A 25,115-nucleotide genomic window follows, 5' to 3' on the forward strand; every position below is an offset into this window, starting at 1 on the left:
GGTAAAGATATTTTTAAAAGCTAAGTTTATAAAAAATATCTTTGCAGAATCATTTTATATTGTATAATAATAGCAATACACAGGTTAAAACATACCTTGGAAGGAGACATGAAATGGATTTACTAATGACAATATTATTGCTAATGGTGTGCTTATTAATTTCAAATATAACTAGCCACTATATACCATCGATACCTACAGCTTTAACTCAAATAGTTTTGGGAATAGTTATCACATTTATTTTTAAACATAATTCTTTTGAGCTCGAAGAGGAATGGTTTTTTCTTTTATTTGTAGCACCGATTTTATATAATGATGGAAAATATTTTCCAAGAGAAGAACTATGGAAAATGAGGCGGTCTATATTTGGAAATTCTTTGATATTAGTTCTATTAACAACTATTGGAGGAGGATATTTTATTAATTGGATGATACCAGAAATTCCTTTGGCAGCTGCATTTGCGTTAGCAGCTATTTTATCACCAACTGATCCGGTGGCTGTAAGTGGAATAGCAAAGCGAATTCATATTCCTGAGAAAGTTCTAAATCTTGTTAAAGGAGAGTCTTTGATAAATGATGCATCAGGTATAGTAGCATTTAATTATGCTATAGCTGCTGTAGTAACCGGTTATTTTTCATTAAGAGATGCAATTTTTAATTTTTCATATGTATTCTTAGCCGGTGCAGTCTTAGGTTTGATTTTTGCTTTAATTTTAACACTAATAAGGTTTAATTTGCGTAAAGAGGGGATAAATGATGTTGTATTTCACTCGTTGTTACAGATACTAGCTCCCTTTGGGATTTTCATAATTACTGAAGAGCTTTTACATGCGTCAGGAGTAATTGCCGTAGTAGTTGCAGGTATCATTTATTCATTAATTATTAAGCGATTTGAAACTAGTATAGCTGAAGAACAAGTACTTACAGAAAATATATGGTCTATTATTTTATTTGTATTAAATGGAATCGTGTTTCTATTACTAGGATTAAATATTCCTCTATCAATGAGTGCAACCATAGCTGATCCTAATATAGGGAATTTAAAGGCTATTGGATATGTTATTGCTATTGGATTTGTTATTTTAGCAATTCGTTTTGTTTGGTCTTATATTTTTGCCTTTTATGAATATCGTTTTAATAAAGGCAAAGATATGGAAGTGCCGAGTGTAAAGATGGCGTTATTAACTAGTTTAACTGGAGTTAGAGGTACGGTTACAATGGCTGGAGTTTTATCGATTCCATTTTTTCTGAATAATGGAGAAGCATTTCCAGAAAGATCATTGATTCTTTTTTTAACTGCCGGTGTAATATTATTTACATTAATATCAGCAACTATCTTCCTGCCATTTTTATGTAAAGATGAATTAGAAGAAGATAGAAAAACTAATGATAACAACCTAATTGAGGCCAAAAATAAACTTTTACTAGCTGGTATTAAAGCTATTGAGTCAGAAATAAATGATAAAAATGAAGCAGTAGCTTATGAATTAATTCATGAATGTAAACATAGATCTCAAAATCTTAGATTTGAGCAAAATTCAAATGTAAGAGAGAAAAATTTTAATCAGCAAGAAATAGTTAAAATACAGTTAATAGCTTTAAAGGCAGAACGAAAATATATAAATATATTAATGGATAAAAATGAGATTGATGAACAAGTTTTTAAAGCACTTGATAAATCTTTAGATTATAGAGAAGAAGCGCTTCTAAGAAATCCTAGTCAAGATACTATGTTTCTTATGAGAAAATTATTAAGAGCTGTGAAAATTTTTTATGGAAAATACCGCAAGCGAAGAGAAATTAAGCTAAATAATTTGAGAGTGGTAAAAGATATTCAATTAAAATCCTTTCAAGCTGCAATTGAATCATTAGAGGAATATCTAAAAAGCCATGATGAATCAGATGCTGTACAAAACGTTATTTTATATTATAGGACTATGATGAATAGATTTAAAGGAAATAGAGCTACATATAATGGAGAAAGTATTAAACAAAAAGAGGAATTGAGAATAAAAGCTATGGATATAGAGCGTTCAGAGGTTCGTAAGATGTATGAATCAGGGGAAATTACTAGAGAAGAATCAAATGAATTAAGAAGGTATATAAATTATATTGAAAGTGCATTCTTATATAAGCATGTTGAATAATCTGATAATAATAGAGCTTTTAATTGTTACTGGATTGATAAAGAAACGCTTGTGAAAAAACCTTCTTTTAAGCTTATTTTTAGCAAGTTTTGGAGTTCTCTACTTTTTAAATAGTAGTTTCTTATGAATTTTGCATATGTATTACTTTATTGTATTAAGTGAGAATAATTTTTGTATTTAGCGATAACCTAACAGTGAATATATAATGTTCATTAATTAATTAAAGTGGAGGTAGCATCACAATGAAGATTTCAATAAAAATAACTACATTAATTTTGGCAATGGTGGCTATCTTTATGTTAACAAATATAATTCAAGTTACAACATTAGCTAGTTCAAGTTTAAATTTTAATAATGCTAGAGCAGCTAATGTTGCAGTCATATTTTTCAAAATGGATGATCCATATACCATGAGCGTTGTAGAAAGCTTAAAGAATCTGGAAAATGATAAGCAGAATAATGTTAAATTAACTTTCTTTGATCCCCAAAATAATATAGCTATACAAAATGCAATGTTAGATTCTGCTCTTCAAAGTGATTATGATTTATTTATATTATATTTGCCAGATAAAAAAGAAAGTACGGTAGAAGATGTTATTAATAGAGTTAAAACAAAAGGCACTCCATTAATATTAATGAATATTCCGTCCGAAGTAGTATCAAAAGTTTCTAAACTATATAATAAGGTTGCTTTTGTAACGCCGGATTCTAAGATGGCAGGTATTAATCAGGGGAAAATTATTGTTGATTTATGGAATAGCAATAAGAGCGCTATAGATAAAAATGGTGACAATGTATTACAATATGTTTTATTAAAAGGTCCACTTAATGATCCACAAGTAAATGATAGAACCCAATATGCAATCTCAACAATTAATGAGGCAGGAATAAAAACAGAAGAACTTGCTATGGTAAGTGCTAATTGGTTAAAGGATTTGGCTAAAACTTCCATTGATAGCTTGTTTTTGAAATTATATGGAAGGATTGAAGCAATTATTTCTAATAATGATGCAATGGCAATAGGTGCTATTGAATCACTACAAAATTATGGATACAATAAAGGCGATGAATCAAAAAATATAGCAGTTGTTGGGGTTGACGGACTACAAGAAGCGAAAGATTTAATTGATAAAGGATATATGACTGGAACTGTTATTCAAGATCCAGATGTTCAAGCTAAATTATTATATACTATCGGAATGAACTTAATTAATAATTTAAATCCTACAGAAAATACAAACTATAAGATTGTTGATGGATACGTTATAATTCCATTTCCATATGATACATATACAGGTAAAGCCAAATAATTCATAATTTGAATTATGAAGATAAGCTGTAGCAAATGAATCATATTGCTACAGTAATAGTATTGACCACGAAGCCATCCACTTCTATAAGTGCTGGTGTTCACGGACAATACCTTGAAATTTTTATACTGTATTAGACATTTGTAGCAATTGATACTCCCATATCAAAAGCTTTTTGACAATCAACAGGAAACTCATCAGCTTTATGTTTTGCTTTTTCTTCTTCTGAAAATTTAGAAGATTCGTATTTATCATAATCAGAGAATTGATAAGTATTATAACTATACAATGATTCTAGTGGTTTCCCTGTGGTTCTTGCAATCATATTTTCACGTAAAGTAAAACTTTGCTTAACTCCAAATTGATTAATTTGTTCTTCTGTTGCATTCATAGTATAAATAAATCCTGCTGGGATTGTCTTAGGATAAACAGTTGGTATTTCATCGCTATAGATGCTGTTTGAAAATAAGAAACGCTCGAGTAGTGCAGTCATTCCAGCTGTAATGTTCATGTAATAAATAGGAGAACCAAAAATAACTGCATCTGCTGTTTTTAATTTTTCAAGAATAGGGGTTAAATCATCTTTTATTGCACATTTACCATGCTCACCGTTTTTTCTTTTACAGGCAAAACAGCTTATACATCCATTATATTTTAAGTCATAAAGATTTATAAGTTCAGTTTCTGCGCCCTTTGACGCTGCTCCTTTAAGAGATTTCTTTAATAAAGTTGCTGTATTCCAATTCTTACGGGGACTCCCGTTAATAGCGATAATTTTCATAAATGTTCTGCTCCTTTTTGTTTATTGTAAAATATATTATGATATAATTATATTACTAAATCAAAAATATACTAGTACGCAACTTTTTTTGACTAGGTATATTAAAATTGACTAAAGGAGATTTTTATTATGGACGATAAAACAAAGGATAAATCTATAAATAACCATCTACAATATTTACTTCAAGTAATTGGTGGCAAATGGAAATTACCTATACTATGTATATTAACAAAAAAAGAAGTTGTACGTTTTAATGAATTAAAAAGAGAACTTAATGGAATTACTAATATGTCATTAAGTAACTGTCTGCAAGAATTAGAACAATATAAAATAATAAATCGTGTTCAATACCTAGAAATGCCTCCTCGTGTGGAATACTCATTAACTGAAAATAGCAAAAAATTAATTCCTTCATTAAAAGGTCTTAGTGATTGGGCAAAGGAACAAATGGAAATTGATGTATAATGTATTAAAAATATTAATAAAAAGGAGTTGCTAATCTTAAGCAATTCCTTTTTTGCATCTCATTTATAGATATCCAACTTTGAAATTAAACTTATGTGGTAGCTTACCGAAATTACATACATATTTGCTCCATCGGACTTATGAAATTTTCGCTAGAAGGTTCTAAGTGGAAGGTTGCACCCATTTCTGCATGTTCCTAAAGCAAGTTTAGGACAAGCATCAGATGGAACAACCTTCCACTAAGAACTATCATAACTCAATTTCAAATGCCCTTCCGCAAATATGTATATTACTGATTTCGGTGGATTATATCCATAAGTCTAAGTTATAGTTAGTTTATCTATATTAGGAATATTATTGCATTTTTATATGCAAAAGTTCTCCTTTTATAGAAAAGATTATTTTTATATAATAAAAACATAGGGGATAGGAGAGTGTAGTTCAAATGAGATTTAGTCAGATAATGAATGACTTCATAGACAATGAAGATTACTGTTCAATTGAATATTTTATTCACAAATACAAAGTATCTAAAAGAACAATTCAAAGTGACATTTCATATCTCATGAGAATATCAGCTAGTAAAGGATTTGAAATACATACCAAAAGGGGAGTGGGGTATTTATTAGAGATTAAGGACGATGAATTATTCGGGAAATTTCTTGAAACTTTAGATGAAAACATTGTTTTTAAGATAAAAGAAAGGCCATCTCAAATACTGGCATTTTTGTCAGTCCAAAATGAATACATTTCAATGGATAAAGTTGCAGACACTTTTCAAGTTTCTAAAACACTTATCAAGCATGATATTAAAGAGGTAGAGGAAATAGCTAAAGGTTATTATATGACTTTGGAAAAAAAGAGCCATCATGGAATCAAAATACTTTCTTCAGATAGATATCTTAAAAAATACCTATGCAAAGAATATCAAACTCAAAACGTATTTGTTCGAATGGCAGTTGATGGTGTTGTAATGGATTTTTCACATGTTGAGTCTCAATTGATAAGAGAGATGAACAGAGAAAAATTAAACATTAATTATAATGAGCTATTAAATATGATAGTTTTTCTAAAATCCATGGTATATATTTCACTAAAAGTAAATAAGCAGTCTGTCAAAGATTATGAATTTCATGAATCTAATCCTATTGAAAAAATAGCTGCATCATTAATTCATACAATGGAAAAGAAATATAAGGTATGCTTTGATAAGGATAGCGTTGAGGAATTGATAGAAGTTATGCAGAAAAATATCCATAGGAAAGATACCTATGTCTCTTTCACTGACAATTTGGTTGATGATATAGAAGTTTTTTTGAAAAAAACAGATGAAACCTATGATACTCACTTTTTTGAAGATCAGGAATTGAAACGGCTTCTACTTTCACATATGTCCCTGTTAGTAGACAGGCTTCACAATAAAATTTCATATAAAAATGCTCTGGCAAATGAGCTAAGTATCACATATCCCATGATATTTAATATTGCCATACAATTTTGTGATATTCTCCATGAAAAGTATAATGTAGAATTTACATTTGATGAGATAGGGTTTGTAGCTATGCATTTTGCAGCACATATGGTAAAGGAGAAACAGCTAAAGCTTCAATCTTACAATAAAATCTGTGTAGTATGCTCTTCTGGTGGCGGAAGCGCATATATGATTAAAATGCAGCTTGAATCCGTATTTCCAAAGGCAGAAGTCAAAACCTTCTCTTTTTTGCAGCAGGATGAGATGATCAGCTATAAACCCGATATTATTTTTACAGTTATACCAATATCTTATGATGCCCAAATACCTATCATTTATATAAAAGAGCTTTTGGATGACAAAGATCTATATAGAATTAGGCAGATTCTGCAGTGCGATGATTATGATCCCTATACATTGATTAATGAAAATCCAATATACTATTCATACTTCTCAAAGGAATTTTTCAATATAACAGAAGAAGTTAACTATGAACATCTCATTAGGGAGATGGCAGAAGATCTTGAAAAGAAAGGATATGGCAAGGAAGGATATGCAGACCTAGTTATGGAACGAGAGGCATTCATAAGTACCGTTTATTTAAATGGCGTATGCATACCTCATCCTATTGAAACAGATGCTTTAAGAAATGCAATATCAGTCAGTATATTAAAGAAGCCCTTTCTATGGCAGGAGAAAGAAGTAAGGATTGTTTTTATGATTTGTTTAAAAAAGGAACAGGTGGAGGTCTATAAAGACATTACTAAAAAGTTATATCAGCTTATGCAAGAGCCAAAATACTTGGAAAGAGTGATTCGTGTTAAATCTTTTGAAGAGCTTATGGCAGTGATGAAAGAGATGGGAGGTGTTAATTATGAATGATATTTTATTGAAAGCATTAAGTGATGCGGACAGTATAGCTTCAAATGAAAATGAAGTCAGAGAGATTTTATACAAGGAACTTGCAAAATATAGTGATGAGATTTTTTGCGATAATATTGGAAGCATTATATTTCATAAAAAAGGGAAGGATGAGAAGCCGCTAAAAATTATGTTCTGCGCCCATATGGATGAAGTGGGCTTTATGGTTCGCAGTATTTCTGATATCGGGTTTATTTATCTTATAGCTGTCGGAGGGGTGCAGGATAAAAGTAAAGAAATGCAGGTAGTTAGGTTAACAACCTTTACTGGCAAAAAAATAGAGGGACTGTTAAATGTTACGAAAGATAGTGAAGGAAATGTAAAAGATATGTACGTTGACATTGGATGCGACACTTTTGATGAAGTTAAATCATTGGGTGTAGAGATAGGAAATATGGTTTGTTTTGCTAGTGAAGCAAGACAATTATCAAATGAAAAGGTTTATATGGGAAAAGCAATGGATGACAGGGCTGGTTGCTATGTTATTGCCGAGGCCATGAAAAGGATGAAAGATGATTTGGAAAACGATATTTATTTCGTTGGGACAAGCAGTGAAGAGGTCGGAACTAGGGGAGGGAAAACTTCAGCTTATATAATCAATCCAGACATAATTTTTGCTTTAGATGTAGCAAATAATCCAGAACTTACAAAAAATTATACAAATCATCGTCTTATTGGAAAGGGACCAATGATTGTGCATTATGATAAGACAATGTCTCCGAATATAAAGCTCCTAAGGTATGTCATGAATATGGCCGATGAAAAAGGAATTCCATATCAATGCGATATGTTTAGTGGAGGAGGAACTGATTGTGGAAATGCCCATTTAGATCGGGCCGGAAAGCTGGCATTGGTCCTCGGAATACCACTACGATATTGCCATGGCTCATATTCTTTTGTTCATAGTGATGATTTGGAAAATTTAATTAAACTTGTATATGAGCTATGTTATCGTTTAAAGCGAGAAAATTACGAAAAATTTATGGATTTTTTAGGAGGATATGAAAATGACTGAAGTAGAACAAAACATTATTATGGAGATGATTTCTTCCGCAGGTGAAAGTAAGGTAAAATCTTTTGAAGCATTAAAAAAGGTAAAGACGAGAGAGTATGATGAGGCTCGTAAATTATTAAATGAAGCCAGGGAGGCAGATTTGGCTGCTCATCAAATTCAAACAAAGATTATAACTGCTGAATTATCAAATAGCGAAAATAAACCTGAAATTGGGTTATTAATGGTACATGCACAAGACCATTACATGACAGCTCAATTAGCTAGAGATCTAATTGAGGCGTTAATAAATGTATTTGAAGAAAGGGAGGAAAAGTAAAATGAAGATTGTATTATGTTGTGCAGGAGGCTTTTCAACGACTATGCTTATGGACAGTATGAAAAATACCATTAAAAAAAGTGAAAAACTTAAAGAGGAGGATTTTAAATTCATTGCAATTCCTGTAGATATTCTGGAAAGTGAAGTAGAAGGTTGTGATGCTGTTGTTGTAGGACCACAAATTGCACATAAGCTTGATTATATTAAATCAATTATTGATCCACATGAGATTCCTTACGTTGTTGTTGATAAGGAGACTTATGGCAAGATGGATGGAGCAACAGTATTAAAAAAAGTCCTTATAGAACGTAAAAAAGCTGATATGAAAAAATAAAGTAAGGAGGTTAAAAAATGTTTGATAAGTTTGAAGCTTTTATGAGCAAGTACCTAGCGCCACTTGCTAACAAAATGGATAAAGAAATTCATTTAAGTGCCATTAAAAAAGCAATGGTAGCTTTAATGCCTTTATTAATTATCGGTAGTTTTTGTTTGATTCCAGAAGCCATCCCTAATATGATTGGTGAGAATAATTCAATATCTCAATGGATATTAGCTAATCTTGATATTATCTATATTCCCTACAACGTAGGTATGGCACTGATGGCCTTATATGCTACAGCTTTTATGGCATATCATCTTGCCAATTCCTACAAGCTGGATGTTCCAGGCTGTATCAGTATGGCAGTTATCTCTTTCCTTATGATGACTGTTGATTATACAAAAGATGGCGGAATTATGACTAAATATTTAGGACCAAAAGGTCTGTTTGCAGCAATGTTTGCTGCAATTATTGCAGTGGAATTATATCGCTGGTGTAAAAAGAAGAAATTCACAATTAAAATGCCTGATTCAGTACCGGATTTTGTTTCAAGATCTTTTGAAATGATTCCAATATCAATTATTATTATTGGCTTCTTCTTAATTATTCGTATTGTGTGTGTGAATGTGTTTAATATTATGCCGCCATTAATTTTTACAAGCATATTTGCACCATTAGTAGGGTCTATGGACAATCCATTGTCTTATACATTCTTAAAGATGTTACAATGTTTATTATTCTTCTTTGGAATTCATCCTTCTGTATTGAGTCCAATTACAACTCCAATTTCTACTCAGTTCCTAGCAGAAAATATAGAGAACTATAAAGCCGGATTAGCAATGACTCATTTCTTCGCTCCAGGTCCAGAGTCTGCATTTGGTAACTTTACAGGCACAGGTATAACATTTGGTCTAGTATTCTGGTGCTTATTATCTAAATCAAAGGCCTTAAAGCAAATTGGACGTGTTGCACTAATTCCTGCGTTATTTGGAATCAACGAACCAATACTATTTGGTGCTCCAATTGTATTAAATCCTATATTTTTTATTCCATACGTTATTTGCGGTGGAATTATAGGAACTATCCCTGGATGGATGATGAAATTTGGAGCGTTAAGTTGTTCATTCTTTACACCTCCTTATGTGGGTGTTTTCTTAGAGGGATATCTGACAAATATGGACCCAATGTCAATTGTTGCTAATGGAATTCAATTAGTCTTATCACTTGTTGTATGGTATCCATTTTTTAAGATATATGAAAAACGTTATCAACAAAAGGAAAATGATAAAAATAACATGTCTAAAGAAGATGAAGAAATCTTAAAGGATCTTGATTTAGACTTCTAAAAAAGAAGGAGCTGTAGCACAAAGAATAAGGCACAATCAAAAAAATAACAAGTCAATTTGCTAGCCTATTTTCCATCATACTGCGTCGTCAAATTGCCCTAATAGGCCCGCTATGAGACCAATTTATCTCCTTGTCTGATGAAAAATATTCACAGCAACTTTAGACTTGTTATTTATTTTCATGTGCCTAAAATCACGATATATTGGATTAGATTTTTAAATCTTAAGACAATATATTGTAGTTAAATTTCTTAATGTGACAGCTCCTCATTTTTAAGGATGGTGATAATATGGCTAAAAGGATAGAAAAAATACATGAGTTCATGAATCAAAATAATATTGATGCTCTGCTTATTAAAAGTAAAACCATGAAAAAATGGTTATCAACTATGACAGGCAGCGGATGCAATGTCTTAATCACTCAAAATAAAGGGTTCCTTATATTAGACGGAAGATATCTGGCTGAAGCTAAAGAAAAAGAACATGATCTTGAAATTATTCTTCACTCACCTCATGAAATGGGCTGTAATTATCTATCGGTAGCTCAAGATATATTGAAGAAAGAACATTGCCGGAATTTAGGGATTGAAGCTTCTCAGATGTTAGTGAAAGAATACAGAGATGTTAAAAAAATTGGAGTCCCGATTATTCTATTAGATGAAGAAATAGCTGATTTACGTATTATTAAACAGCAGGAAGAAATAGATATCATGCAAGAAGCAGTTGATATTACAGACGATATTTATAAGAAGGTGCTCGCAAATATTCATTTAGGAATGACAGAGTATGAAATAAGCGCTTTGGTCCAATATTATTCAATTGCAGCAGGAGCGCAGCAAATGTCTTTTGATACAATTGTAGCAACTGGAGAGAGGACCGCTTTTCCACATGGCAGGCCCACTGAACGCAGAGTCAAAGCTCATGAGCCAATAATGATCGATTTTGGAATACAATATAAAAATTATCAATCAGATATGACGCGGATGTGCTTTATCGGAGAACCTGAACCTAAGATTAAAGAAATTTACGACATTGTTTTAAAAGCACAGCTGGCAGGATTGAACGCTATTAATGCTGGAGTTATTGCTAGTGATGTGGATAAGGCTGCCAGGGATGTTATTGAGAAAAACGGATATGGGCAGTATTTTAATCATGGACTGGGTCACGGCCTTGGAATCGGTGATGGCTGCGAATTGCCAGTTTTGAATTCTTCAAGTAAGACTATTTTAAAGGAACATATGATGATGTCATGCGAGCCTGGAATCTATGTTCCGAGTATCGGAGGCGTGCGTATTGAAGATGATGTGGTTATTATTAATGGCAGAGGTGTTCCCCTCAATAAAACTACAAAGGATTATATAATTTTGGAGGTGAAATAGATGAAATATAATTTTGATGAAGTTCATAATCGTTTGGGAACCTATTCTACACAATGGGATTATATTGAAGATCGCTTTCATAAAAAAGATTTAATACCATTTTCAATTTCAGATACTGATTTTATTATTCCAAAACCAATTACTGAAAAAATTCTTCAAGTTGCCAGCCATCAGATATATGGATATACCAGGTGGAATCATCATGATTTCAAATCTTCTATAACAGAACATTATAAGAGAAGATTTAATACATGCATTGAAGAAAATTGGATTTTATATAGTACAAGCGTTATGTATTCAGTATCATTATTAATCAGGTTGCTAAGTGCTCCAAAAGATAAGATTTTGACATTTAATCCTATGTATGACTCATTTTTTACAGTCATAGAGGATAATGATCGCATATTGGTATCAAATGATTTAATTCATAAAGAAGGTTCATTTGAAATTGATTTTGATCTATTTGAGAAACAGGTACAGGACTGCAGAATATTGCTTTTATGCTCTCCACATAATCCTACAGGTATGATATGGTCACAAGATGATATTGAACGCATGATATCATTGTGTAAAAAATATAATACAAAGATAATTTCGGATGAGATACATATGGATATACAGATTGGACAAAAGAAACAAATCCCGCTTTTATCCTATATGCATGATTATGATGAGCTATATACAGCATCTTCTTCCAGTAAAATTTTTAATACCCCTGGTTTGATTGGTTCATATGTGATGATACCAAATGAGACGGTGAGAAATGATTTTTTATATCATACTAGGAAGAGAGATTTTTTGAATTCTGCAAGTATATTTGGAATGTATGCAACAATGGTAGGGTATATGCAATGCGGTAATTATATTGATGAGCTAAATGACTATATCCGTGGTAATATGCAGCTGGTGGAGGATTTTATTAAAAGTGAGCTGCCAGACTTTAAATTTAAAAAACCAGATGCTACTTATTTGGCATGGATAGATGGAAGGGGAATTCCATTCACCTCTGAACAGATTCAGTATGCTCTAGTAAATGTTGGCGGAGTTGCTATTATGAAGGGTGAAACCTATGGGAAGAATGGCGCAAAATATTTGAGGATGAATTTAGGATGCAGTCGCTCAAAGGTTGAAGATGGGTTAAAGCGTTTTAAAAAAGCCATGGATTATTTGTATTCAAAATAGGAGGAATGTTTTATGCATAAATCATGGAAAAAACTGACATCATGGGTGGATAGGAATCCATCGAATGTGAGCATATCAAAAAGGCTACTGGCATACATCATAGATTGGTGTTTAGGAGGAATTATCACAGGATTCCCTGCAGTTTTAATTTATAGTGCGGTGACAAAGAAAGGGGATATGTTTAGCAATCTCTATGTGTTTGCGAGTCTGGGATATTCAAACGGATGGGCATATTTAGCTGGTAGTCTTTGTTTTATTGCAGCCCTAATTTATTATATATATATCCCTTATAAAAAGTACCATGGTCAGACAATTGGAAAGCATTTGGTTAAGATTAAAATAGTCAAAAAGGACTATTCAGATATAGATTTAAAAACCCTTTTAATAAGACAAATTATAGGGCTCATGGTGATAGAGGGAACAGCAATTGTTATAACAAGTTATTTAATACAGCTGCTTACTCTTGTGACCGGTTTTTATTTTGAATACTATCTAGGAATAGCAGGCAGAATTTTAACAATTGCGTCTGGAATTCTGGTTTTAAGTACGCTATCACATAGAGCTATTCATGATTATATTTCAGGAACGACGGTTGTATCAGAAAACGCTTAGTATGTTTATAAGAGCTGCAAGAATTCTTTATGGAAAATACCTCAAAGGGAAAGAAATTAATATAAATAGGTTAAGATTATAAAAAGGCTGAAAATCAAAAAAAGATGATTCTCAGTCTTTTATTATTTAAGTTGTTTTTTTTATTGTAGGGTTCCTCAGTGATAATGGAACTTATGTGCATACTCACCGATTAATTATGATTAATCTATCAAATCAATCAGCAGCTAAATGGTAATGTCCATAAAAATTTACTAGACGTCATGTTTGTAAAGTATGTTATAATAAGGAAATAAGTGTAATTTATATGATTAAAATAAGAGATATAAGTAATATAAATATGTTGCTTCGTGGGTAGAACAATAAATAAGATATAATTCACGCATAATGTAGCATAAAACATAAGGGGGAAGATAAAATGAATGAAATATTTAAGCAAGTACCATTATATAGATTTATAATGCACTGCAATGAGACAACTATGGATAAGAACGTATTAGACTGTGGAGCTGGGGGAGACTGTCCACCACTAAGTTTATTTTCAGAATATGGATATTTAACACATGGAATAGAATTTGACGAAAGACAATTAGAAAAGGCCAATACATATGCAGCATTGAAAAGTCAGTGTTTGAATATTAAGAAGGGAGATATGAGGCAATTAAAATTTGAAAATGAGTCATTTAGTTTTGTATATTCTTATAATTCAGTATTTCATATGACAAAAGCAGATGTTTTAAAATCTATAACTGAAATGAAACGTGTACTAAAGCAAGATGGTTTGCTTTTTGTTAATTTTCTTACTACAAAAGATCATCGTTGTGGGACAGGCGTCTCCCTTGGTGAAAATCAATATGAGCAAATGGATGATGATATGCCTGTAATACATTCATATTTTGAAGAAGATGAACCTGACATGTATTTTAAGGATATGAAAATACTATGCAAAGAAAGCAGAGTTATAGAAAGAATATATCAAAGTGAAAAAATTAAGCAAGGCTTCGTTGATTATATTGTGAAGAAGATATAATGGTGATTACTATGAATATAAATAAAATTAAGAGTCATCCAATTCAATTTGTTGAGGGGTATAATGGTTAACATGAGAAAATATTATATTGATAATATTAGAATTCTATGTATATTAATGCTATTTCCATTTCACACAGCCATGATATTTAATGGATGGGGTGAAAATTGGTATGTGCATAGTAAGGCTTTATTTGGTGCAACTATGCTGGACCTTGCAGTATATCCATGGTGGATGTCAGGATTATTTACCTTGGCTGGAGTCTCTGCTGTATATTCACTAAAGAATAGGACAGTAAAGCAATATATACAGGAACGTTTTTTAAAATTGTTTATTCCTCTAATATCATCAATTTTGTTGGTGATACCAGTTCAGGCATATATAGCAGATAGATATTTTAATAACTATATTGGAAGTTATATAGAGCATTTTGCAGTGTATTTTTCATTAACGGACTGGAGTGGTTACGATGGACATTTTACACCTGGACAAACATGGTTTATATTATATCTTTTTGTAATATCAATGATAACACTGCCTCTTATCATATGGTATAAAAACAAAGAAAACAAAATAAGTGGAAAGTCCATGACTATAATGAAGATTGTACCAATGTTTTTAATAATACTGTTAGCTGCTCCAATACTAGATATTGGGGGGAAGAGTATTGGAGAATTTGCAGCTGATTTTTTACTAGGATATTTTATTTTAAGTATGGAAGAAGTGCAGGCAAGGCTAGAAAAATATCGTATTCCTTTAGGACTTGCATGGGTGATACTGATTATAATGAGATGCACTATGTACCAAATGAGTATTTCACATGGCTTGCTATGGGAAGTTCAACAGCGAGTTTTAGGCTGGATTGGTATTTTGGCAATTATGGGATTAGGTAAAAAATTTTTAGAATTTAATAATAAGTTTACACAATATTTTACATCAGCAATATTTCCTATATATATTTTTCATCAATCTATTATAGTAATTGTAGGTTTTATAGTGGTTCAAACTGTTAGAGTACCAGTAATTCAATATTTTGTAATTATGGGAACGTCATTTATTTTAACAATTATAATGTATGAGATATTCAGAAGACTACCTGTGACAAGATTTCTGTTTGGAATTAAGAAAGACAGAAGGAACAAACTCAAAAGAACCATAAATAAATCTAATGGTAAGCTAAAGTGCTAAAATAAAGAAAGTGAAATCCAGGAGGGAATAATATGTGGGAGATATTTGATAAACCTAATAAAAAGAATAAATATATCAATAAGGCCATTGACACATTAAGTAACTCTGAAGAATTATATTATACCTATATGACTATTGATAAAAATAGAGAATACGATAGAGAAGATATAAATGATTTGTTTTTTTATAAAATCAAAAGAGCTATTGCAATAATATTATGCGTAGTAATTTTAAATAAGTTAGGGTTGCCTGATATTGTTAAATGGTATTATAATGGAGGAATATTTCCTATAAAAGCTACTTTTTTAGTAAGTTTAAGCTTAGTACTAGTTATTATTCATATTTTTAAAATAGATGATTATTACATTAATAAGCTTTTATATAACAATGAGATTAATAAAAAAAAGAAAGAAACAAATGAATTTATAAATACAATAAAGAAAGATTCAAGGAATATTGCCTATGCCTTTCTTAGAAGCACTGTAAAAGAAACCTTTTTTAAAGTAAATGAATCATTGGAACAAATGAATTTTGAAATGTGTGAAAAATACATAAGCAGTGAATTTTATAATATACAGCAGGCACAATGTAAAAGATACTTTTTTAATAATATAATAAGGGTAATAGACGAACTTGAACTTATAGAAGCAGATCCTATTGGAATTATTCATCATCATGATAGCTATGAAGATGTTGTTTGGTTTTTGATTAAATATAGAGCAAAGGATTATGTTGTAGATGAAACTGATGGAGAAATTCTTTTTGGAAGCAATAAAGTTAAGACGTTTATACAATATTGGAAGTTCCAAAAAGAATGGGAAAATACTTGGCTGTTAAGTGATGTAATAATAAAAGGAGAGCGCGATATAAAAAAATTTAAAATTGTTAATGAATTTTAGCAGGCCAGTTCTAAACTCATGACAAGAATCTCAAAGGTTCAAAAAATTACCAAGTGCAATCATCCTCAGGGATTTAAAGAACATCTTTAGCAACTTGAACACCTCGTGTTTCAGAAGCAATATGGGGGAAACAGTATTATAAAGGAATTTTTATAAGAATTAAAGATACAAATAGGCAGTATATCTATTAAAAAATAGCCTGCCTATTTCTAATTCATTATTAAAATAAGTAGTTGTTTTAAATCATATATTTCGTTCATATTAAACATTTCCTCAAGATCATAAAGGTTTTTCTCTGAATTTTCTATTTCTTTAGAATACATATGCATTATGCCTATTTGATCATTTATATCAAAGTTATATTTATTATCAATCCATTTTACCACATTTAATTCTTTAATAATAAGATAACTCATAACAGCTAATGTAACTTTAGAGTATAATTCTTCATCAAAAATAGCTTTCATAAAATATTGGAATATAAAATATACCATTAAATTCTCATATTCATAGGTTTTATTTTCATAATATTCATTAAAACCATCATATTGTTTTTGATAAAAAGTAATATCTTCTTTTTTATGAAAACATCTAATAGCATTTTCTATTATTTGTGGCCACTTATCATTAATAGGATTAAGGTTTTTATATGCACTCATACATTTAAGCATATTATTATACTTGTCAGCTTGCTTTGCTTTATACTTATCAAATTCATTAATAAGCTCTTTCTGATAAGCGTCTTTAGAATAATTATGTATTATATCTGGAATTTTGGATAACTTATTTTTATTTATTTCTTCCTGAATATCATGAGCAAAATTAATTAATAGTGCAAATCTATGATTTAAAGTTATAGAACGATTTTGCAGCATAGATATAGCCATTTTTCGAGCAGATATTAGCTGCACAGAAATATCAGAATTTATATCATCATAAATATTTATTATTTCGTCATCTTCTAAAACCTCAAAAGTAGCTGGTTTAGAGTCTTTAATGATTAATCTTGCAGCCTCTGGACAGGATAATGATATTCCTATTTCACGCATATCACTATATTCCTCTGCAAATCTTGGATAAGTCTTGCAGGTATAGCATAAACTTTCTTCTCCAAGTTCAGTATAGATATCACAAAGATTATTTGTATTTAAAAATGGACAATTACCATTTTGTAATACAAAACCATGCTCTCCATCTTCATATAAGGTTAGGTTAGATTTTAATCTCTCACCAAATTCACCGCATACCATCTTATAATGGCTGTAGGCTTCATCATCAATTATAATTTCCCATCCAGCACAACAAGTATCAGTGCATTTTGAAGCAGAGCATTTAAAATCTTTATAGTAATGGGGTACTATCGTTTTCATGTAATTACCTCTTCTTTGACGCTTAACTTTTGTCTTATTTCTTAAGAAATTTTATACTTGATTTTATCATAAATTTAAAAGTTTATAAACCTTTATGAAAGATATATATGCTTAATAAGAGTCTATTGTTTGAAGATATTGAGGTTTACGTTGAGGAAGGTAAAAGAATAGTCTAAATATAAAAAATGTTGACATTAAAAAAATATTAAATTATAATTAGAATGAACATTCTATCTAACAAGAATTACAATTTTATACGGAGGATTAAAAAATGTTTGAAGAATATAACAAAGTTCAAAAGGCAGTTTTAGAGACTACCCTTGAGCTTATAAGTGAAAAAGAATTACAGGCAACATCAATGTCATTAATATCTAAGGTTTCTGGGATATCCACTGGAAGTATCTATCATTACTTTAATAGTAAAGAGGATATTATAAATGAGCTTTTTAAGGGAATAGTTAAATCTCAGTCTGATGAAGTATTAGAAGGTTTTGATTCAAATGAAGGTCTTGAAGTCAGATTTCAAGGAGTTTGGAAAAACTTTATTAAATTTGCAATGAGTTATTCAAGAGCATTTCAGTTTATTGAGCAATATTCATTTTCTCCATATATTACAGATGAAGTAAAGAAAAAAGTAAATGAAGATGTTTGGTGCAATGAAGTTGCTAAGCTTTATTCAAAAGCTATTGAACAAAAGTTATTTATTGAATTAGAGCCTAAGTTAATGGTTCAAATGCATTATGGGTCTATGGTATATTTATTAAAATCATATTTTCAGGGAATTACAGATCTTACAGATGATATTATTCAAACAGCAATCTATGCATGCTGGAATGCTGCAAGAAAAAAAGAGAACGAATTTTAAAATTCACACGTATATATAGGAGATTTAGAAGAATAAAATTGTGAAAAACTCTTGTCTCCTTTGTAATGATATTAGAATGAACGTTCAATGCAAAAAATAGAGATGGAGGAATAATTAATGAATACAAATGAAATAAAAAATTGGCATAAGGAAACTATTGGGCAAAAGGTGGTAGATTCATTAATAAAAAATGATTTTGATGCTTTATATGTGTCAACTATGGAAGAAGCTTCGGATTTTGTAATGAATCATGTTACAGCAGAATCTAAAGTGGGATTTCCTGGTTCAATGACAATATATAATATGGGAATTCAAGATAAGGCTAGAGCACTTGGAGCAGAGGTATTAGATCACAGTGTTGATGGCTTAACTTTAGAGGAAAAAGGAGAAATAGCAAAAAAAGAAATGTTAAGTGATTTATATCTTTGCAGCACCAATGCTATTACTTTAGATGGTATGCTTGTAAATGTTGATGCTTGGGGAAATAGGATAGCAGCTATGAACTTTGGTCCTAAGAAAGTAATTATTGTAGTTAGTGTTGATAAAGTATGTAAAGATGAGGCAGCAGCATTTGAAAGATTAAAAAATACAGCAGCACCAATGAATAATATGAGACTCAACACTCAAAATCCATGTACAAAAACAGGAACATGTGTTAATTGCCAAGTAAAAAATAGAATTTGCAGAACATATTCAGTAATGAAAAAGAAACCAGGGTTGACTGATATCACTGTAGTAGTTGTAGGAGATTATTTAGGATTCTAATTAGTAAAAACTATATTAAGTTTATAGAGTTTATTTATTTTTTATAGTTATTAGAATGAACATTCGATTTAGAAAATTAATATAGAAAAGAAGAGATTATAATATAATAAGTGTAAGGTATACAAATTTTTGTATACCTTATTTTCATTGAAAAATAGCCACATACTGATTATCTAAAATAAACATATTATCATTCCACTTTAGGGTATTTAAAACATAGCCTAAAGAATCTGCGTTATATCTTCCGGCTATCCTTTGATAGGCTAACAGCTCATATACATTATTTGAATCAAAGTCTACAGGATATAGGCCACTCAAAGGATTTACGAATCCGCTAATGGGACTTTTTAGTTTACCGTTCTCGTAATATATTTCATTCAAATACTCATCATCTCTATTGGATATATCTATAATGTAGTTTTTATCATTTTGTCTACTGTCAACCTCAACCTTGTAGTTATCCTTATAAGTAACATTATAATTGTATTTCTCGTTGTATGAATTAAAATCAAACAGCAATTGTGGTGTATTGTCTATAAAGGAATAAATATAGTGATACATTATCCCACCACTTCCACCTGAATCAATACTTATGAAGATATCATATATACCATTATCGGTAAATTTCCATAAAGAAAGCTTTGGATTATATCCTGAATTATCAATGAGAGGAACGCTTATAAATCTGGCTGTTCTTCCATCTTGTATTACAAGGGTAATGTCTTGAGTAAATGGGCTATCTGATGTTTTTATACCTGTTAAATAGACAGTATCAGGTATTCCATCGCCATTTACATCTCCTTGTACTAAAGAAACAATACTTGGGACTGCCATATCATCCCTCAAATAACGATTATGCATAACGGCTCCTTTATATTATAGTTTTTCATATAAATAGTTTATGAACTAATAGGTAATGTGATACAGATATTAGTCTTTAGGAATCTCAATCCTTAGGATTTCAGAAGTGATCTCGGCTGATTGTGAGAAAATGTGAATTTTATAGTATAATTTTATATTACTAGAAGATTATCATTATGATTGATTTATTGCATAAAAAAAAGATATAATGTAACGAGATTTATCCGATAGCTAGCATCCGTAATATTCAAGCTTCTTCAAATGTGAGATAACGGCTGCACGCTCCTGGATAAGTTCAACTAAGATTCAGATGGGGATCAAACCCCACCTGAATCAAGTTTCACTTGATATCTAAATATGGATATATTGAGTGAAAAATGTTTATTGGAAAGGTAAGGATTAAATGAAAGAAGTACTGGTCAAATCGTTAGGATTTATTTGTATCATGATTATAGGATATACACTTAAGAAAAGGGGGTTTTTTAAAAAAGAAGATGGACTTTTTTTATCTAAAATAGTCATGAATATAACATTGCCAGCGGCATTAATTGCTGGGGCAAGTAGTATGAACATAAATTATGTGGCAATTATCATTATTTTAGTAGGTTTAATTAGTAATTTATTTAATATTGTTCTTGTGAAATTTATACAGCGAAGAAATTCGCCAGTTGAAAGAGCTATCAGTATAATTAATTGCTCTGGTTACAATGTAGGTAACTTTGCTATTCCATTTGCAGCCAGTTTTTTTGAACCAACTGCGCTTCTTTATATGTGTATGTTTGATATGGGGAATGCTTTTATGGTACTCGGGGGAGCCTATGCATTGGCTAAAAATGAAGTAGATGGTAGTGGAAGATTAAATATTAAAACGCTAATTAAGACATTATTAAGATCAGTTCCATTTGATGTCTTAATATTTTTATTTATTATGTCAGCATTAAAAATATCAATCCCAAAAGAAGTTACGACTATTGCTTCCATGATTGGGTCTGCTAATGCATTTCTTGCAATGCTCATGATTGGAATTATATTAGAAATTAATATTACAAAGAATCAAGTAAAAGCAGTTACTAAACTGTTAGGAATGAGGTATTTATGTAATGTACTTCTTAGTTGTATTTTTTATATTTTTTTACCAGTTCCAATTCTAGCAAAACAAATGATTATAGTTGTTTTATTTGCTCCCTTGTCTACAATATCGGCAGTATATAGCAAAATGATAGACTCGGACAATCCAAGTCCAGCACTTGCTAATTCTATTAGCATAATATTAGGAATTTTCATTATGACTGGTTTATTGATTGTTTTTGCATAAGCGGTCTAAATACGTCATGTTTCAGAATTACCTAAGGCGGTCTTTGTGAAGGTTTAATGGTTAGATTTACTTTTTTATTCAAAATATAATTCTTAAATTTTTTTTATAAATTTAAGAATTTTTTGCAACACTTCTCTAAGTTGGATTGTATTACTAGTATAAGGAACAATAAAGAAAATAATTAGTCCATCTGTCAGTATATATTCTATCATGCTGATTAGGCGGATAACCTTAATATGTCCGGTCCACTATGAGTGCTATCCGTCTTCCGTACTGATGAAATAAATATGCACATTGAGAAAGAGCAGCTAAGCTGAAATTCGGAACTTTTCTGCATCTAAAATCTTCTCATGGCAATTTTGGACTTGTTATTTTCTTTCATGTGCCTAAAAGGAAAAATTAAGATGTAAAGACATAAAAATAAATACAATTTTATTTTTGATTGTGTCTAACTTAGAAGGAGAAGATAATATTATGAAAAAATTAATGATAGGTTTCTTAACAGCGGTAACAATTATGGGAATGTCTGCTAAAGCATTTGCCGAAGATTTAAATACTCAAAAGTTTCATTCAGAGGTTACTGAAGATGCTTTTCCAATATCTAACTATGCACCTAAGGATGTAGATATTAATAAGGTATTAATATGCGGAAAAAATATTGAACTTGGAAGAAACGGAGTTTTAATATATAAAGGTAAGATTATGGTTCCTCTTAAAACTACAGCAGAAAGTCTTGGTTTTAAAGTTGAAGCGGATAAGGACAATAAAACTGTAAGATTAGACAATGGTAAAATTAAAATAAATGTTTATGTAGGAACAGATGGTTTTGGGTATACAAGTACTGATCCTGATACTATGGTATTAGCTGTGATGCATGTATTAGGTGCAGAAACTATAATAGATGATAATACTGTATACGTGCCAATAAATTTATATAATTCCCTATTCAATGATCAAAAAACAGTAGGAAGTTTTTTTGTAAGGAATAAAGATGGACAATGGATATATTCACATAATGGAGAGCTGACAACTGGATGGAAGTTAATAAATAATAAGTGGTATTTTATGAATAATAGTGGCATAATGCAAAGAGGATGGGTTCAATATAGTGGCAGTTGGTATTATTTGTTGAATAATGGAGAAATGGCATTAAATACAGAGACTCCAGATGGATATAAGGTAGATCAAAACGGGAAATGGGATGGTAAGTCTGCATCTACTACAGTAAATCAAAATGAAGATGAATTGGATATAATTAATCCTATTGAAGGCTTTGATACTATAGACGATGCTCAAAAAGCACTAAAATTTAAAGTTACAGTACCAAAAGAATTATTAGGTAAATATAATATCAAATATATAAACGCTATATCTAGAAATTTATTTCAAATCTGCTATGTAAATAAACAAAATGATATTTTATTTAGAATGGCACAGGGAACTGAGGATATAAGTGGTGACTATAATAACTATAAGACTAATATTGTTGTAAATATAAATGGCAGCAATGTAAGATTAAAAGGAGATGATAATCTTATTAAAGTTGCGACTTGGAGTTTGAATAATATGTCATATTCTATTTCAGTAAATGATGGCATGAAACAAGACGATATAATCAAAATAATAAAAAGTACTTTTTAAGTATATATTAAAAAAATAAATAATAAGTAACATAAGTAGTGACAAGACTAATAAGGATGAATTTAGTTTGGGGTTATAGATAAACCAATTATCAGTTTTACTTTTACTAGTTAATTTATTCAATTTTCACTAAATTTAAGTGGATATACACACCAGAAAGCAAATACATTTTTGTGAAACAGCTCAATTTCCTAGTCCTTGTGGAATAAAAATATATTTGCTTTCGGTTAGTTACCACTTAAGTTTATGTGAAATGTTAAATATCATATTGTGCTACTGGATGGAAGGATGAGTTTTTTAATGAAAGAGGTTTCATTGCGTACGGATGAAATTATTTCACAAGATTTAGATCATTATGGAGATATGCTGCTGAGACTTGCATATTCATACATGAAGAATATATATGATGCTGAAGATGCGGTTCAAGATGTTTTTGTGAAACTGCTTAAAAATATAGAGATATTTGAAAGCGAAGACCATAAAAAGCATTGGCTTATTTGTGTTGCACGAAATATCTGTAAAAATAAATTAAAATCAGCCTGGTTTAAAAAGCATGTAGAATTAATGGACATGCCTTATTATGATGAATATAAGGACAACCATGTTTTGAATCAGGTACTAAAACTCCCAGTAAAATATAGAGAGATCATTCATTTATATTATTATGAAGGATATACTACGGTTGAAATATCAAATATAGTAGATAGGAAAGAAGCAACAGTGAGATCATTACTTAGTAGAGGAAGAAACATGCTGAAAAAAGAGCTAAAGGAGGAGTATGATTTTGAACAAGAAATATAAAGAAGAAATTGATAAGATAGTAATGAATGATGAAATGAAAAAAAGAATACTCAAAAATGTTTTAGTTGCAAATGAAAATGACAATAATGCAGAAAAAAGCTTGAAAATTAAAACTACTAAACCAAAAATAAATAAATATTACAACTTTAAAAAAAATATGCAGATGGTAGCAGCATGTGGTGCTATAGTATTATGTTTAAGTGTAGTTAAAAATTATCCTATGCTTTTAAAACCTGCACCTAATGATTTAGAGCAGAAAGAAACGGTAAAGAGTAATGATGATGAGAATAATAACTTAAAAACTAATAATGATAATAACTATGTTAACAATAAAGATAGTAAAGAAATTTCTAACAATAACAATAAGGAAGATCAAACTGTAGGGAAAAATAATAGTAATTATAATAATGGTGATAGTTATGTCAAAAGAGAGAGTAGTGACAGCTCCAAAATAAGACAAGAAGAAAAAGACAAAGATAATTTACAGTCGAACTCAAGCATAGAGGCAGAGAAAAGCCAAACATCACAAAATAATGATAATAAATCTATAGAAGATTCAAATATTTTGTCAAAAACAAATCCTGAAGGAGATATTAATAAAAAGGAAAATAAGAATCCGACAAGCACAGAATCTAAAACAAAAGATCAAGATATAATGCAAAATAGAATACCTGAAAATAATGAAGATAATAGTGTTTTGGGCACATCAGTTGCAGCAGAGAAAGTCGAAAATTATAGGCAGGAATATAAGACACTAGATGAAGCTGAAAAAGCGCTAAATTTAAAAGTAAGCCCTTTAAAAACTTTGTCAAAAGGATTTAAAATGGGAAACATAAGTGTTATATCAAATGAAATAATTCAGGTAGATTATAATGATGGTAATAATAATATAATTTTTAGAGCAGGTAAAGGTATTGATAATATAAGTGGTGATTATAATGTTTACCAAGTAAATGATACATTAAAAGTAAATGGACTAAACGTGAATTTGGAAGGAAACAAAAGTGAAGAATATAATTTAGCTACCTGGGAAAAGGATGGTATATCATATTCAATTTCAGCTGAAAATAGCATTGATGAAAAAACAATATTGGGTATGATCATATAAATAAGTTCTTT

The 25,115-nt window shown here is 30.4% G+C and carries 23 protein-coding genes; 20 read left to right on the forward strand and 3 right to left on the reverse strand.

Features of this window, described 5'->3' with window-relative positions:
• Positions 1-113: 113 nt before the first annotated feature.
• Positions 114-2,147, forward strand: a complete 2,034-nt coding sequence (locus CLCHR_RS09185; RefSeq protein ID WP_079439412.1) for a Na+/H+ antiporter — start codon at positions 114-116, stop codon at positions 2,145-2,147.
• Between the two features lie 242 nt (positions 2,148-2,389).
• Positions 2,390-3,457 (forward strand): galactose ABC transporter substrate-binding protein, encoded by a 1,068-nt coding sequence (locus CLCHR_RS09190; protein ID WP_079439413.1) that lies wholly within the window; start codon positions 2,390-2,392, stop codon positions 3,455-3,457.
• A gap of 133 nt (positions 3,458-3,590) precedes the next feature.
• On the opposite strand, the gene CLCHR_RS09195 is transcribed toward CLCHR_RS09190, so the two are convergent.
• Entirely contained in the window at positions 3,591-4,238 is a 648-nt protein-coding gene (locus CLCHR_RS09195; protein ID WP_079439414.1) for a flavodoxin family protein, read from the reverse strand.
• A gap of 129 nt (positions 4,239-4,367) precedes the next feature.
• On the opposite strand from CLCHR_RS09195, the gene CLCHR_RS09200 reads away from it, so the two are divergent.
• The 12 genes from CLCHR_RS09200 (at position 4,368) to CLCHR_RS09255 (ending at position 16,378) form a co-directional block, all read left to right on the forward strand.
• Positions 4,368-4,703, forward strand: coding sequence for a winged helix-turn-helix transcriptional regulator (locus tag CLCHR_RS09200; RefSeq protein ID WP_079439415.1), 336 nt, complete (start codon positions 4,368-4,370; stop codon positions 4,701-4,703).
• Between the two features lie 445 nt (positions 4,704-5,148).
• Positions 5,149-7,056 carry a BglG family transcription antiterminator gene (locus CLCHR_RS09205; RefSeq protein ID WP_079439416.1) on the forward strand — a complete coding sequence of 636 codons (1,908 nt, stop codon included), beginning with the start codon at positions 5,149-5,151 and terminating at the stop codon, positions 7,054-7,056.
• Positions 7,049-8,110 carry an aminopeptidase gene (ypdE, locus tag CLCHR_RS09210; protein WP_079439417.1) on the forward strand — a complete coding sequence of 354 codons (1,062 nt, stop codon included), beginning with the start codon at positions 7,049-7,051 and terminating at the stop codon, positions 8,108-8,110. The genes CLCHR_RS09205 and ypdE overlap by 8 nt, the downstream gene beginning before the upstream one ends.
• Positions 8,103-8,426, forward strand: coding sequence for a PTS sugar transporter subunit IIA (locus tag CLCHR_RS09215; protein ID WP_079439418.1), 324 nt, complete (start codon positions 8,103-8,105; stop codon positions 8,424-8,426). Before ypdE ends, CLCHR_RS09215 begins: the two co-directional genes overlap by 8 nt.
• A 1-nt stretch (position 8,427) precedes the next feature.
• On the forward strand, positions 8,428-8,760 hold the full coding sequence (locus tag CLCHR_RS09220) for a PTS sugar transporter subunit IIB (protein WP_079439419.1): 333 nt from the start codon (positions 8,428-8,430) through the stop codon (positions 8,758-8,760).
• Between the two features lie 17 nt (positions 8,761-8,777).
• Positions 8,778-10,091: a PTS sugar transporter subunit IIC gene (locus tag CLCHR_RS09225; protein ID WP_079439420.1), complete on the forward strand. Its 1,314-nt coding sequence runs from the start codon at positions 8,778-8,780 to the stop codon at positions 10,089-10,091.
• A gap of 290 nt (positions 10,092-10,381) precedes the next feature.
• A complete protein-coding gene (locus CLCHR_RS09230; RefSeq protein WP_079439421.1) occupies positions 10,382-11,470 on the forward strand; it encodes a M24 family metallopeptidase in 1,089 nt (362 codons plus the stop codon).
• Positions 11,471-12,652: a MalY/PatB family protein gene (locus tag CLCHR_RS09235; RefSeq protein WP_079439422.1), complete on the forward strand. Its 1,182-nt coding sequence runs from the start codon at positions 11,471-11,473 to the stop codon at positions 12,650-12,652.
• A gap of 12 nt (positions 12,653-12,664) precedes the next feature.
• The gene (locus tag CLCHR_RS09240; protein ID WP_079439423.1) at positions 12,665-13,264 is read left to right on the forward strand and encodes an RDD family protein; all 600 of its coding nucleotides are present in this window, start codon (positions 12,665-12,667) and stop codon (positions 13,262-13,264) included.
• A 415-nt stretch (positions 13,265-13,679) separates the two neighbouring features.
• Complete coding sequence (locus CLCHR_RS09245; RefSeq protein WP_079439424.1) at positions 13,680-14,291, forward strand: class I SAM-dependent methyltransferase; 612 nt, start codon at positions 13,680-13,682, stop codon at positions 14,289-14,291.
• Positions 14,292-14,363: 72 nt separating this feature from the next.
• Complete coding sequence (locus CLCHR_RS09250; protein ID WP_079439467.1) at positions 14,364-15,479, forward strand: acyltransferase family protein; 1,116 nt, start codon at positions 14,364-14,366, stop codon at positions 15,477-15,479.
• Between the two features lie 32 nt (positions 15,480-15,511).
• The gene (locus CLCHR_RS09255; protein WP_079439425.1) at positions 15,512-16,378 is read left to right on the forward strand and encodes a Tim44 domain-containing protein; all 867 of its coding nucleotides are present in this window, start codon (positions 15,512-15,514) and stop codon (positions 16,376-16,378) included.
• A 209-nt stretch (positions 16,379-16,587) separates the two neighbouring features.
• On the opposite strand, the gene fliB is transcribed toward CLCHR_RS09255, so the two are convergent.
• The gene (fliB, locus tag CLCHR_RS09260) at positions 16,588-17,748 is read right to left on the reverse strand and encodes a flagellin lysine-N-methylase (RefSeq protein ID WP_079439426.1); all 1,161 of its coding nucleotides are present in this window, start codon (positions 17,746-17,748) and stop codon (positions 16,588-16,590) included.
• A gap of 271 nt (positions 17,749-18,019) precedes the next feature.
• Between fliB and CLCHR_RS09265 the strand changes: the two genes are divergently transcribed.
• Positions 18,020-18,613 carry a TetR/AcrR family transcriptional regulator gene (locus tag CLCHR_RS09265; RefSeq protein WP_079439427.1) on the forward strand — a complete coding sequence of 198 codons (594 nt, stop codon included), beginning with the start codon at positions 18,020-18,022 and terminating at the stop codon, positions 18,611-18,613.
• Between the two features lie 117 nt (positions 18,614-18,730).
• On the forward strand, positions 18,731-19,378 hold the full coding sequence (locus tag CLCHR_RS09270; protein ID WP_079439428.1) for a lactate utilization protein: 648 nt from the start codon (positions 18,731-18,733) through the stop codon (positions 19,376-19,378).
• Between the two features lie 144 nt (positions 19,379-19,522).
• Here the strand turns inward: CLCHR_RS09270 and CLCHR_RS09275 are convergent, their stop codons facing one another.
• Positions 19,523-20,239 (reverse strand): spore coat protein, encoded by a 717-nt coding sequence (locus CLCHR_RS09275; RefSeq protein WP_079439429.1) that lies wholly within the window; start codon positions 20,237-20,239, stop codon positions 19,523-19,525.
• A 403-nt stretch (positions 20,240-20,642) separates the two neighbouring features.
• On the opposite strand from CLCHR_RS09275, the gene CLCHR_RS09280 reads away from it, so the two are divergent.
• The 4 genes from CLCHR_RS09280 (at position 20,643) to CLCHR_RS09295 (ending at position 25,104) form a co-directional block, all read left to right on the forward strand.
• Positions 20,643-21,554, forward strand: coding sequence for an AEC family transporter (locus CLCHR_RS09280; protein ID WP_139376219.1), 912 nt, complete (start codon positions 20,643-20,645; stop codon positions 21,552-21,554).
• A 474-nt stretch (positions 21,555-22,028) separates the two neighbouring features.
• Entirely contained in the window at positions 22,029-23,195 is a 1,167-nt protein-coding gene (locus CLCHR_RS09285; protein WP_079439431.1) for a stalk domain-containing protein, read from the forward strand.
• A 300-nt stretch (positions 23,196-23,495) separates the two neighbouring features.
• A complete protein-coding gene (locus CLCHR_RS09290; protein ID WP_079439432.1) occupies positions 23,496-23,996 on the forward strand; it encodes an RNA polymerase sigma factor in 501 nt (166 codons plus the stop codon).
• Positions 23,974-25,104, forward strand: coding sequence for a hypothetical protein (locus CLCHR_RS09295; RefSeq protein ID WP_079439433.1), 1,131 nt, complete (start codon positions 23,974-23,976; stop codon positions 25,102-25,104). Before CLCHR_RS09290 ends, CLCHR_RS09295 begins: the two co-directional genes overlap by 23 nt.
• Positions 25,105-25,115 lie beyond the last annotated feature (11 nt).

Source organism: Clostridium chromiireducens (assembly GCF_002029255.1).
GTDB lineage: Bacteria > Bacillota > Clostridia > Clostridiales > Clostridiaceae > Clostridium > Clostridium chromiireducens.